General features: G+C 40.2%; 3 protein-coding genes, 2 tRNA genes, 3 rRNA genes and 2 pseudogenes. 9 read left to right on the top strand and 1 reads right to left on the bottom strand.

Annotation, left to right across the window (positions count from 1 at the left end; all coding sequences use genetic code 11):
• Positions 1-52: 52 nt before the first annotated feature.
• A pseudogene (locus ACPWTF_RS00835) lies at positions 53-1460 on the bottom strand (alkaline phosphatase).
• Positions 1461-1596: 136 nt separating this feature from the next.
• Between ACPWTF_RS00835 and ACPWTF_RS00830 the strand changes: the two are divergent.
• From ACPWTF_RS00830 to katG, 9 genes and pseudogenes are all read left to right on the top strand, one after another.
• Positions 1597-3033 carry a hypothetical protein gene (locus tag ACPWTF_RS00830; RefSeq protein ID WP_427873994.1) on the top strand — a complete coding sequence of 479 codons (1437 nt, stop codon included), beginning with the start codon at positions 1597-1599 and terminating at the stop codon, positions 3031-3033.
• A gap of 443 nt (positions 3034-3476) precedes the next feature.
• Positions 3477-4133: an outer membrane beta-barrel protein gene (locus ACPWTF_RS00825; protein WP_427873993.1), complete on the top strand. Its 657-nt coding sequence runs from the start codon at positions 3477-3479 to the stop codon at positions 4131-4133.
• A 656-nt stretch (positions 4134-4789) separates the two neighbouring features.
• Positions 4790-6299: ribosomal RNA gene (locus tag ACPWTF_RS00820) — 16S ribosomal RNA — on the top strand.
• 127 nt (positions 6300-6426) lie between these two features.
• Positions 6427-6500 (top strand) — tRNA-Ile (locus ACPWTF_RS00815).
• 158 nt (positions 6501-6658) lie between these two features.
• Positions 6659-6732 (top strand) — tRNA-Ala (locus ACPWTF_RS00810).
• Positions 6733-6864: 132 nt separating this feature from the next.
• Positions 6865-9746 (top strand): 23S ribosomal RNA (locus ACPWTF_RS00805).
• A gap of 180 nt (positions 9747-9926) precedes the next feature.
• Positions 9927-10036 (top strand): 5S ribosomal RNA (rrf, locus tag ACPWTF_RS00800).
• The 16S, 23S and 5S rRNA genes sit together here with 2 tRNA genes alongside, the layout of an rRNA operon.
• A 573-nt stretch (positions 10037-10609) precedes the next feature.
• The gene (locus tag ACPWTF_RS00795; protein ID WP_427873992.1) at positions 10610-11422 is read left to right on the top strand and encodes a proline iminopeptidase-family hydrolase; all 813 of its coding nucleotides are present in this window, start codon (positions 10610-10612) and stop codon (positions 11420-11422) included.
• A gap of 381 nt (positions 11423-11803) precedes the next feature.
• Positions 11804-14076: pseudogene (gene katG, locus ACPWTF_RS00790) on the top strand (catalase/peroxidase HPI).
• Positions 14077-14093 lie beyond the last annotated feature (17 nt).

The following is a 14093-nucleotide window of genomic DNA, read 5'->3' as shown; positions in this document are numbered from 1 at the left end:
AATATTATTTCGTTAATAAAGCTTGTGTCCAACAAAACTTTGATTTTTCTATTTAAGATTCTTTTTCAATAGAAGCTTGAAGCATTAGATAATGAAGATCTTTATTCTGTACAAAAGGCTTCAACAGTTCGCTTCCAGGGCCATACATAGCCAATTCAACATAATCTCCAGAATGGTTAGATACTAATCCATCCTACATTATTATGCTTTTTCTGAATTTCTGAATAGGCTTTAAAAGGTAACTTTTTATAATTATACAGACCATCTTCCTGCTTTTCGAGGCCAGAATAAAAATCCTTTAAATGCTTTGCTTCATCATCTGTCAAGCTAATTTTATTGGTTTCTTTAACCCAATCCTTAATCTGCTGCAGATTGAAATCAGAATGAATAGAATTTAAAATGTACTCGTTGGTGTATTTATAGTCTGCAATGCTGTCAAAGTTTTCTTTTGCATTTGCGCCATAGATAAGTCCCGGATTTGCATTTCCGTGATCGGTTGTAATGATTACAAGGGTTTCTTTGTCTTTTTCGGCAAAATCTATAGCTGTTTTAACCGCCTCGTCAAAAGCGAGCTGGTCATGAATCAGCGCAGCAATATCATTGGCGTGCGCAGCCCAATCTACTTTTCCTCCTTCAATCATTAATACAAAACCATTTTTATGGTCTTTCATCTGGTCAATTGCCGCAGCACTCATTTGAGCAAGTGTAGGTGTTTTTTGTAATTCTGGTATATTGTTTTGATCGATCGTGTAGGGAAGAGCTCCAGTAGCAAAAACACCTAAAGCTTTTCCTCCTTTTTTAATGTTTTCTAGATCCGATTTTTCTTTTAGTACCTGATAGCCTTTTTCTTCATAGATCTTATAGAGATCTTTTTTATCTTTTCTTTTTGATGGATTAAAGAATTCGTCGCCTCCGCCCATCATAACATCAAATCCAAGTTCGGCATACATTTCTGCAATTTCATTTTCGGCATTTCTGCTGTCAGAGTTCACACAGAACCCTGCTGGTGTGGCATGAGTAATGGTTACCGTAGTAACACAGCCTGCTTTTTTTTCTGCATTTTTAAACTTTTGCCAGATCGGAAGATATTTTTCGCCATTTGGACCAATATTCAATACACCGTTTCTGACACGATGCCCGCCTCCAAAAGAAGAGCTTGCCGCCGCAGAATCTGTGACTGGAGAACTGGCAGATGCTGTGTCCATTAAAGCTCTTGAGACTTTACTCTCTTTATAAAGATTGATCCACTCTGTATTTTTGCCTAAAATATGTTGAGAGTAGAGATCTGCCATTTGGAGTGTTCCACAACTCATTCCGTCGCTGATCAGGAAAATGATGTTCTTTGCTTTTTTTGCTTTCTTACTGATGGCTTCCACATCATTTGCTAAGATAACGGATGGGCCAAGAGTGAATAGCCCTGCTAGTGCTGAGGAGCCTTTTAAAAATCTGCGTCTGTTCATTAAGATAAATTTAGTGAAAGGTAAAATAAAGACATTTTTAAATTTAATGCAATGATGTTGCGTTAAATTATTGTTTTGTTTTGATCTGAAGATATTATAAGAATTAGATATTAGAGTAAAATTAAATGTGATTCCTATGGAAAATTACCATGAAATCAGGTATTTTATTTTGTATATGATGTCTGTAAATTTGTTCCCAATCAAAATAATCACAATGAAAGCCAATATTCCAAATAGTATTACATCAGAAAAAGGTGTTTTTTTTAAAAATGAGAAATCCAGTTTGTTAAAACAGCTTTTTTATGTACTGTTTCTGCTTCCATTTATGGCAGTCGGACAAAAAGCACTTGTTCCTGGCGGTAAGGACATCAATACAAAGTATATCAAGCCAGAAAAATCACTCTACACTGTTTATTATGTTAAAGGCACAGAGTGGAAGAATATGGGAGCATTAACTTATGACATTACTTTGGCCAATAACCAACTGACGTTGAATAATACTTTTACCCCAAAAGACAACGGAGCTCCTACAACACGTATTAGTACAGCAGATGCGCAAACGCTTAGAGCTATAAGTTATGCTGATGAGACTAAGAACGCAAAATTAAATCTGAACTTTGCTGAAATCATTACGGGTAATTACTATTCTAAGAAAACTAAAAAAGACAAAAAATTAAAGCTTCAGCCTAAAGAAGAATATTTTGACTTCAATTGGTCCGATCATTTAATTACGACTTTACCATTAGATGTAGGGTATAAAGCACGTTTTCCGCAGTTTTATTATAATGACGGGTCAGATGTGCTTGTTGAATATTATACTATTAAAGAAGTAAAAAGTTTTGTCTACAATTCTCCGAGAACAGGTAAGCACGAGACATGGCTTGTTTCAGTTTTGGAAGAGAGCACCAACGCTACTTATAATTATGCTATAGACAAAAAAGATCATCGCCTATGGCAACGTGAAATGTCTATGGCTAATGGAATGTGGGAAATTACAGTTAACGAAGAATTAGATTATCAGCCTATTAAAAACAAGTTTAACAAGGAAGAAGTTGCAAAGCAAATCTCCAATGGTAATAGTGTTATAATTGGGACAGCCTATGCAAGATCTGACTCAGGTAAGAGATTGGGCGGGTTGGTGAATACTGCTAAGAAACAATATGCACCAAGAGGTACAGAAATTACACTTTTTCCAAGTTCAGCTTATTATGAAGAATGGGCAGAGGTCAACAAGAAAATTCGCAAGCAAAATAAAATGCCAGAAGTGCCTTTGAACAGTGATTTCGGCTATTCTATCAAAAAAACTAAAGTATATGACGATCAAGGACATTTCGAGTTTATGGATTTAATGCCGGGCACTTATATTGTTATGGTTAGCTTTGATTTTACCAACTCCTATAATTATTCGTACGTATCTGGATATACAAACTACTACAATTATTATGGTTATCAAGGTTCTACAACAAATTATGGTACAGCAAAACAATCCTATTCTGATAAAGCCAATATTGAGAAAAGGGTGACTATAGATAAGGATGGCGATAAAAAAGAGGTGAACTTGAAAGAGATTTAATTGAATAGCTAAGCAGTAAAGTAAGGAATCGCAGACTGAAAAGGTTTTCTGTTATATATGAATAGATAGAATTGAGAAAAGGTCTAAAAAAAGAAACAGATTGTAGTTGTGCTATAATCTGTTTCTTTTTTTTATGAATACATATCTTGTTTATAAAGTCTTGTTTATAAAGTAAGGTAAGCAGGATATTATTCGATATAATTATAGAATACTTATGCTTTGTGGCAACGGTTGAGTCCTGGTTTAGGAAAAGTGAGTTAAAAAAAAATGGTTTCATTTTATAATTTGCAACATGATAAAACTTGTTTTATTATGTTAAAATGTTTTTGTAAGATAACTTTGAGACGAGTTAATAGATTATGAAGATTACAAGTGCTACATCATGAAAAATCCCCGAATGTAGCCGCCATGCAAACAATAATTATAAATTAAATCTTGAAATTATGAAAAAGTATCATTTGTTAGTTGTCGTTTTTTTCTTTTCGCTGGGAATGTCAGCACAAAGCGCCCAGTCATTTTTACTTAATTTGTATGGAGGGTATACCTTTTCTGATAGGGTAGACTTTGATTCCTCTTACGCAAAAGTAGAAGATGGTTTTGAATATGGTATAGGTTTGGAATATTTTATAATGGATAATGCTTCAGTAGAATTAAAGTATAACAGACTTGATACAAATATGCCTTTGTATACAAAGGTTGCTATAATTAATGGGCCTAACACTATTCCTGCAGGAACTCAGCTTAATGCTGGAGATGATAAAGGTGCGATCAATTATATATTAGCTGATTATACGTATTATTTTGGCTCAAGCTCCCAAAAGGCGCTTCCGTTTTTAGGAGCAGGTTTAGGAGTTGCCATTCTGGAAACGCCAAAGAGTGGTAGTGGAACTTATTTTGCATGGGAAATTAAGGCTGGTGTAAAAGTAAAAACGAATTCACCATTATCAATTAATCTAAATGCTTATCTGCAATCAATGTCGGCAGCCGTAGGATATGATTATTATTGGGACTATTATTGGGGGCCAGTAGCAGTCACTGATTATGCATCAACATTTCAATTTGGACTTGGTGCCGTACTTAGTTACGATTTCAGCAAATAATAATTGTTTTAATAAATTGTTTAAAACAGCTTGAGAATTTCTCAGGCTTTTTTTATTTATGTTAGTTAAGTGTTGCTTTCGCTGCGTATTCGAGTGATTTATTAATAGATTTATAGTAGTTACAGGAAAGTCAGTTCCTGAAAAGACAAAGAAAGTAGCTTTTTTCAAGCTGTATATTTGATAAAAACAGATTTTTTCAGGTTCTATATTTGCTTAAAAAGCTTTAAAGTAAGAAAAAACTTTATTCGAGTAAAGAAATTTTTAAATTTAAATATTGTGTTATCAGTTAGTTAGGAAAAATATAGAAAAAAGTTAGAAAAAAACTCATTCAGAATGCTTGGAAATCTAAATAAAGGTTCTACTTTTGCACCCCGCAACACGGAAAGTTCATTGATAGATTGGAAGAGAAATTAGAGAAAACGGGATTGAAAAAATCTCAAAAAAACTTTAAATTTTTCTTGCAGGAAACAAAAAGAAGTTTTAGTTTTGCACCCGCTTTGAAACACAGGCGAAAACAAAAGAAGACACGTTCGTAGACATATTGAATTGACAGCCGTTTTAAGAGAGATCTTAAAACAAAAAGAATAAGAGCAGTAGAATCGGAAGATTCGAAAAGAACCGATAGGAAAAGCATCGATTATATAATATTAAAATATACGATGAAGAGTTTGATCCTGGCTCAGGATGAACGCTAGCGGCAGGCTTAACACATGCAAGTCGAGGGGTATAAGTCTTCGGATTTAGAGACCGGCGCACGGGTGCGTAACGCGTATGCAATCTGCCTTTCACAGAGGGATAGCCCAGAGAAATTTGGATTAATACCTCATAGCATTATAAGATGGCATCATTTTATAATTAAAGTCACAACGGTGAAAGATGAGCATGCGTCCCATTAGCTAGTTGGTAAGGTAACGGCTTACCAAGGCAACGATGGGTAGGGCCTGAGAGGGAGATCCCCCACACTGGTACTGAGACACGGACCAGACTCCTACGGGAGGCAGCAGTGAGGAATATTGGTCAATGGGCGCAAGCCTGAACCAGCCATGCCGCGTGCAGGATGACGGTCCTATGGATTGTAAACTGCTTTTGCACAGGAAGAAACACTCCGACGTGTCGGAGCTTGACGGTACTGTGAGAATAAGGATCGGCTAACTCCGTGCCAGCAGCCGCGGTAATACGGAGGATCCAAGCGTTATCCGGAATCATTGGGTTTAAAGCGGTCCGTAGGCGGTCTTGTAAGTCAGTGGTGAAAGCCCATCGCTCAACGGTGGAACGGCCATTGATACTGCAGGACTTGAATTATTGGGAAGTAACTAGAATATGTAGTGTAGCGGTGAAATGCTTAGAGATTACATGGAATACCAATTGCGAAGGCAGGTTACTACCAATGGATTGACGCTGATGGACGAAAGCGTGGGTAGCGAACAGGATTAGATACCCTGGTAGTCCACGCCGTAAACGATGGATACTAGCTGTTGGGAGCAATCTCAGTGGCTAAGCGAAAGTGATAAGTATCCCACCTGGGGAGTACGAACGCAAGTTTGAAACTCAAAGGAATTGACGGGCGGCACAAGCGGTGGAGCATGTGGTTTAATTCGATGATACGCGAGGAACCTTACCAAGGCTTAAATGCAGACTGACCGATTTGGAAACAGATCTTTCGCAAGACAGTTTACAAGGTGCTGCATGGTTGTCGTCAGCTCGTGCCGTGAGGTGTCAGGTTAAGTCCTATAACGAGCGCAACCCCTGTTGTTAGTTGCCAGCGAGTCAAGTCGGGAACTCTAACAAGACTGCCAGTGCAAACTGTGAGGAAGGTGGGGATGACGTCAAATCATCACGGCCCTTACGCCTTGGGCTACACACGTGCTACAATGGCCGGTACAGAGAGCAGCCACCTCGCGAGGGGGAGCGAATCTATAAAGCCGGTCACAGTTCGGATCGGAGTCTGCAACTCGACTCCGTGAAGCTGGAATCGCTAGTAATCGGATATCAGCCATGATCCGGTGAATACGTTCCCGGGCCTTGTACACACCGCCCGTCAAGCCATGGAAGCTGGGGGTGCCTGAAGTCGGTGACCGCAAGGAGCTGCCTAGGGTAAAACTGGTAACTAGGGCTAAGTCGTAACAAGGTAGCCGTACCGGAAGGTGCGGCTGGAACACCTCCTTTCTAGAGCCCCAAGTGTTAGCGGAAACGCACGCTGGGGAAATAAGATGCCGGACTAGAGGTTTGGAATCTGAGATTGTATTGCTCTTGCTGTTAATTTAAAAAAAATGATAAAAATTAAGTAAAACAGAGTCTCGTAGCTCAGCTGGTTAGAGTACTACACTGATAATGTAGGGGTCGGCAGTTCGAGTCTGCCCGGGACTACTAAAACTTCAGATTTAAGATTGTAGATTTTAGATTTAAGAAGTGAAACTGAAAAGCTTGATTTTAAAGGAAATTCTGGAAGCTGGGATTCACCAAAGGAAATTAGAGAAGAATTAAGAAATCTAAAATCTGAATTCTAAAATCTAAGATTTAAAAATGGGGGATTAGCTCAGCTGGCTAGAGCGCCTGCCTTGCACGCAGGAGGTCAACGGTTCGACTCCGTTATTCTCCACAATCCCGATGAATCGGGAAAAAGTTCATTGACATATTGAGATAAGAAAATAATAAGAAAGTAGAAAGCGTTTTTTGCAATTTATTGCAAAAGACAAAACAAAACGGTCTTGTTTTAATTGACAAGATTGGTGCAATAAGCAAAATAAGGGCGCATGGGGAATGCCTAGGCTCTCAGAGGCGATGAAGGACGTGATAAGCTGCGAAAAGCTGCGGGGACTGGCACACACAGATTGATCCGCAGATATCCGAATGGGGCAACCCGCTATGTTGAAGACATAGCACACCGATAGGTGGGCAAACCCGCTGAACTGAAACATCTAAGTAGGCGGAGGAGAAGAAAACAAAAGTGATTCCGTAAGTAGTGGCGAGCGAACGCGGATTAGCCCAAACCAGTTATGTTACGGCATAGCTGGGGTTGTCAGCACGCGACATTTCATGCATGAGGAACCGGAAGCTTCTGGAAAGGAGCGCCATAGAGGGTGACAGCCCCGTATGGGCAACAAATGTAATGGATAGCGGTATCCTGAGTAGGGCGGGGCACGTGAAACCCTGTCTGAATTTGGCGGGACCATCCGCTAAGGCTAAATACTCCTGAGAGACCGATAGTGAACCAGTACCGTGAGGGAAAGGTGAAAAGAACCGTGAATAACGGAGTGAAATAGATCCTGAAACCATGCGCTTACAAGCGGTCGGAGCCCTTTCGTGGGGTGACGGCGTGCCTTTTGCATAATGAGCCTACGAGTTAACGCTGCTGGCAAGGATAAGTGGTTAAGCCATGGATCCGCAGCGAAAGCGAGTCTGAATAGGGCGCTTTAGTCAGTAGTGTTAGACGCGAAACCGTGTGATCTACCCATGGGCAGGTTGAAGCTGTGGTAACACACAGTGGATGAGCCGAACCGGTTGACGTTGAAAAGTCTTCGGATGACCTGTGGGTAGGGGTGAAAGGCCAATCAAACTCGGAAATAGCTCGTACTCCCCGAAATGCATTTAGGTGCAGCGTTATTTTAGTTATATAGAGGTAGAGCTACTGATTGGATGCGGGGGCTTCACCGCCTACCAATTCCTGACAAACTCCGAATGCTATATAATGATTGATAACAGTGAGGGCTTGGGTGCTAAGGTCCAAGTCCGAGAGGGAAAGAACCCAGACCATCAGCTAAGGTCCCCAAATATATGCTAAGTTGAAAGAACGAGGTTTGTCTGCCCAGACAGCTAGGATGTTGGCTTGGAAGCAGCCATTCATTTAAAGAGTGCGTAACAGCTCACTAGTCGAGCGGACGAGCATGGATAATAATCGGGCATAAGCATATTACCGAAGCTATGGATTTGCAAGCAATTGCAAGTGGTAGGGGAGCATTCTGACAGGGCTGAAGGTGTTTCGTAAGGGATGCTGAACCGGTCAGAAAAGAAAATGTAGGCATAAGTAACGATAATGCGGGCGAGAAACCCGCACACCGAAAAACTAAGGTTTCCACAGCTATGCTAATCAGCTGTGGGTTAGTCTGAACCTAAGGCGAACCCGAAAGGGACAGTCGATGGCCAACGGGTTAATATTCCCGTACTTCTTATTGCTGTGATGGGGTGACGGAGTGATGAAAGCGCCGCGAACTGACGGAATAGTTCGTTAAAGCACCTAGCTATAGGGTCTCTAGGCAAATCCGGAGATCTTGGTGAAATGCGATAGTACTCGGAGTCTTCGGACAAAGAGATAGTGCGCCTAAGGGCTTCCAAGAAAAACCTCTAAACTTCAGGCAGTAAGAACCAGTACCGTAAACCGACACAGGTAGTTGAGGAGAGAATCCTAAGGTGCTCGAGAGATTCATGGCTAAGGAATTAGGCAAAATAGACCTGTAACTTCGGGAGAAAGGTCGCCCCGAGCAATCGGGCCGCAGTGAAGAGGTCCAGGCGACTGTTTATCAAAAACACAGGGCTCTGCAAAATCGTAAGATGAAGTATAGGGCCTGACACCTGCCCGGTGCTGGAAGGTTAAGAGGAGATGTTATCTTCGGAGAAGCATTGAATTGAAGCCCCAGTAAACGGCGGCCGTAACTATAACGGTCCTAAGGTAGCGAAATTCCTTGTCGGGTAAGTTCCGACCTGCACGAATGGTGTAACGATCTGGACACTGTCTCAGCCATGAGCTCGGTGAAATTGTAGTAACGGTGAAGATGCCGTTTACCCGCAGTGGGACGAAAAGACCCTGTGCACCTTTACTATAGCTTAGTATTGACCTTGGATAAATGATGTGTAGGATAGGTTGGAGACTATGAAGCGGCGTCGCCAGGCGTTGTGGAGTCATTGTTGAAATACAACCCTTTGTTTATCTGAGGCCTAACCCCGCAATGTGGGGGACAGTGCTTGGTGGGTAGTTTGACTGGGGTGGTCGCCTCCAAAAGAGTAACGGAGGCTTCTAAAGGTTCCCTCAGTACGCTTGGTAACCGTGCGTAGAGTGCAATGGCATAAGGGAGCTTGACTGAGAGACATACAGGTCGATCAGGTACGAAAGTAGAGCATAGTGATCCGGTGGTTCCGCATGGAAGGGCCATCGCTCAAAGGATAAAAGGTACGCCGGGGATAACAGGCTGATCTCCCCCAAGAGCTCATATCGACGGGGGGGTTTGGCACCTCGATGTCGGCTCGTCACATCCTGGGGCTGGAGAAGGTCCCAAGGGTTGGGCTGTTCGCCCATTAAAGTGGCACGCGAGCTGGGTTCAGAACGTCGTGAGACAGTTCGGTCTCTATCTACTGCGGGCGTTAGAAATTTGAGTGGATCTGCTTCTAGTACGAGAGGACCGAATTGGACAAACCTCTAGTGTATCTGTTGTCCCGCCAGGGGCACCGCAGAGTAGCTACGTTTGGAAGGGATAAGCGCTGAAAGCATATAAGCGCGAAACCCACCACAAGATGAGATTTCTTTTAAGGATCGTGGAAGATGACCACGTTGATAGGCTACAGATGTAAAGGCAGTAATGTCATAGTCGAGTAGTACTAATAATCCGTAAGCTTATGCACAAACTTTTCCCCCGAGCAATCGGGGGAGGAAACTTTCTAAAAAATCATATTTGTTTCTTTATCTCAGTATGTTAAAATATTATTCTAATTATTAATTGCAGATTGCCACCCGAGGCGATAGCCGAACGGAGCGAAGCTAATTATTAATTGGAAAGATTGCCCAAAGCAATTGCAACTTCTTAAGGTGGTTATTGCGGCGGGGCTCACCTCTTCCCATCCCGAACAGAGAAGTTAAGCCCGCCTGCGCAGATGGTACTGCAGTTTTGTGGGAGAGTATGTCGTCGCCTTTCTTTTGAAAACCCTATCCAAATCGGATGGGGTTTTCTGTTTTTTGGAAGTTTTGATCTGACCGAACATGATGGGATAATGGCTTCAGACTAACCACGTGCCGCGTTAGTGATGGAAGCGGCATCCTTTTGCGGGGCGCGCAGGGCTTCTTTTTCCCATAAACATTCTCCCGCAAAAGATACAGCGGACAGCACGGCCCGCAGGGAAACGCCATTGGCATTAGAAACTTTTCTGTTATTAGTTCTCTTTCTATACTAATTATTGAATTGATGATTAATGAAATTTAGTATATTAGAACTATAAAACGAGATGCTATTAATTTAAATCAAACGAACCTATGAATGTCTATACTAATATCTTTCTGTCAATTGTAAGTGTGCTGTTTTTCTCGGCATGTAGTGATAAAAATACTGCTAAAGAAGGAAATTTGGATTTAAGTTCTTATTTAAAAGATGGATCTGCAGGTATAAAGACAGGAGGGATAAAGATGATTGAAATCAGTACTCCGAAGGGGAAGTTTAAGGTCTGGACTAAGCGCGTAGGTAATAATCCAAAAATGAAGCTATTGCTTTTGAATGGAGAGACCAGGAGCAACTCACGAATATTTTGAGTGCATGGAAAGTTTTTTACCTCAAGAGGGGATAGAATTTATTTATTACGACCAGCTAGGGACAGGAAACTCTGATAATCCTAATGATCCAGTATTTTGGGATTTGGATCGTTATGTGGAAGAAGTTGAGCAGGTACGTATAGCTCTTCGTTTGGATAAGAGTAATTTTTATTTATTAGGTCATTCATGGGGTGGTATTTTGGCTTCGCAGTATGCTTTGAAGTATCAGCAAAACCTAAAAGGACTTATTATTTCAAATATGATGATGAGTGCTATTGACTATGATAAGTATGCTGATACAGTACTAGCAAAACAGATGGATCCCAAAGTGCTGGCAAGAATTAGAGAAATAGAGAAAAATAAGGATTTTGAAAATCCTGAATACATGCAGTTATTGCTTCCTAATTTTTATACTAAACATATCTTGCGATTAGATGCTGATAAGTGGCCAGAGCCTGTAAACAGATCCTTTAGTAAAATAAATCAGTCTCTGTATGTGACTATGCAGGGGCCAATTGAATTTGGATTGTCAGGAAAACTTGAGAAATGGGATATAAAAAAGGAACTTCCTAAACTTATCGTGCCAACATTGTCGATAGGGGCTGAATATGACACCATGGATCCTAATCATATGAAATGGATTGCTTCTCAGGTGAAAAATGGCACTTATTTGTATTGTCCTAACGGAAGTCATATGAGTATGTACGATGATCAGGATATTTACATGAAAGGTTTGATTAAGTTTATTAAAGATACAGATAATAAGACCATCAAATAATATATGACTACAGAATTGAAAGCTCTCTATTTGGGAGCTTTTTCTTTTTAAAGAACTTTTATAGTATTTTGTTTATGTATTTTTCGGATATAAGTTTGAAAATTAGCAAGAAATAAAGATGTAACAGAAAAGCAAATTAAATGTTTATGAGGATAAAAAGATTCTTTTTGCTAAATTTATAGAAGCAAAATTTAAATTTATAAAAGTATTGTGTCTTTCAAAAACAATGTTTTTATATAATAAGAAGTGTTATAAGGAATTAGAATCATTAAAATAATTCTATATAGATTTTGTCTATTCTCTAAGAATTATTTATGATTCACAGTCATAATTTTCTTTTTCATTAGTTTGTAATTTAGTCAAAAATAAAATTTTTCAACTATGGACAATCAATCAAATGACATCAGCAAATGCCCTTTTCATAATGGGAGCATGGATAAACAGGCAGCATCGGGAACTAAAAATCTAGACTGGTGGCCCAAACAGTTAAAGGTAAATATCCTAAGACAGAATTCGTCGTTATCAAATCCGCTGGATAAGGATTTTAATTACGCAGAAGCTTTTAAAAGTCTCGATATTGAGGCATTAAAGAAAGATTTGCATGCCCTTATGACTGATTCACAAGATTGGTGGCCTGCAGATTTTGGTCATTATGGAGGCCTTTTCATAAGAATGGCTTGGCATAGTGCTGGTACTTATAGAGTGCATGACGGACGAGGCGGAGCAGGAGGAGGACAACAGCGATTTGCACCTCTTAACAGCTGGCCAGACAACGTAAGTCTTGATAAAGCAAGAAGATTGCTTTAGCCCATTAAACAAAAATATGGGCAAAAGATTTCATGGGCAGATTTGTTGATTTTAACAGGAAATGTGGCTTTAGAATCAATGGGATTTAAAACATTTGGTTTTGCAGGAGGACGTGCCGATGTTTGGGAAGCAGACGAATCTGTTTATTGGGGCTCTGAAACAACATGGTTAGGCGGTGATGAACGTTATAAAGACGGTTCTGAAGGTGTTCCAAAAGATCATGGAGTGGTATCATCTGATGATAATGCCGACGGAGATATCCATAGCAGAAATCTTGAAAAACCACTTGCAGCAGTGCAAATGGGACTAATATATGTAAACCCTGAAGGACCAGATGGAAATCCGGATCCGATTGCGGCAGCTCGAGATATAAGAGATACCTTTGGCCGTATGGCAATGAATGATGAAGAAACTGTAGCCTTAATAGCGGGCGGACACACCTTTGGTAAAACGCACGGTGCTGCCTCATCTGATCATGTGGGAGCAGAACCAGAAGCAGCAGGTCTAGAACTACAAGGGTTAGGATGGCAAAACAGTTTTGGCTCTGGAAAAGGGGGAGATGCTATTACAAGCGGACTTGAAGTTACTTGGACAAAAACGCCAACACAATGGAGCAATAACTTTTTTGAGAATTTATTTGCTTTTGAATGGGAACTTTCAAAAAGTCCAGCAGGAGCACATCAATGGGTAGCAAAAAATGTGGAAGCCATTATTCCAGATGCTTTTGATGCTAATAAAAAGCACTTGCCAACGATGCTGACTACAGATTTATCTTTAAGATTAGATCCTGCTTATGAGAAAATATCACGTCGTTTTCTAGAAAATCCAGATGAGTTTGCAGATGCTTTTGCTCGTGCATGGTTTAAATTGACGCATCGTGATATGGGCCCCGTGCTCTTTATCTTGGATCTGAAGTGCCTACAGAAGAACTGCTTTGGCAGGATCCTATTCCAGAAGTAAATCATACTTTAATAAATGACCAAGATATCGAACAGCTTAAAGAGAAAGTATTAAATTCAGGATTAAGCGTATCTCAATTGGTTGCTACAGCTTGGGCTTCAGCTTCTACTTTTAGAGGTTCAGATAAGCGTGGAGGCGCAAACGGTGGACGCATAAGACTTGCACCACAAAAAGATTGGGAAATAAATAATCCAGCTGCGCTTAAAGTTGTTTTAGATAAATTAGAAGGTATTCAAAAAGAATTTAATGCTGCAAATGGAGATAAAAAGGTTTCATTGGCCGATTTAATCGTTTTAGGAGGATCTGCAGCTGTAGAAAAAGCAACTAAAGATGCAGGAGCAACAGTGAAAGTGCCTTTTTCACCTGGACGTATGGATGCATCTGCAGAACAGACAGATGTTGAATCGTTTGGATATTTAGAACCAAAATCTGATGGTTTTAGAAATTATAGAAAAACAAAATCGACTGTTTTAACAGAAGAACTTCTTATAGATAAAGCGAATTTGCTAACTCTTACTGCACCAGAATTAACGGTTCTTTTAGGCGGACTTCGTGTTCTGGATATTAATGCAGACGGAAGTAAAAATGGTGTTTTTACAACTAGACCTGGTCAGCTAACCAATGATTTCTTTGTAAACTTACTGAACATGAATACAGAATGGAAGTCTGTTTCAAATGACAAAGAACTTTATACAGGAAATGATAGAAGTACTGGACAGCCTAAGTGGATAGGAACACGTGCAGATCTTGTTTTTGGATCAAATTCAGAATTAAGAGCAATTGCAGAAGTTTATGCAGCTGGTGATGCGCACGAAAAATTTGTAAAAGATTTTATTGCCGTATGGACTAAAGTAATGAATCTAGACAGATTTGATTTAAGAAAATAATATTCGCTTATAGCAAA

Source organism: Flavobacterium sp. MMS24-S5 (genome assembly GCF_050320125.1).
Classification (GTDB): domain Bacteria; phylum Bacteroidota; class Bacteroidia; order Flavobacteriales; family Flavobacteriaceae; genus Flavobacterium; species Flavobacterium tyrosinilyticum.
The sequence above is the reverse complement of the archived record's forward strand: the minus strand, read 5'-3'. Positions and strand labels throughout refer to the sequence as shown.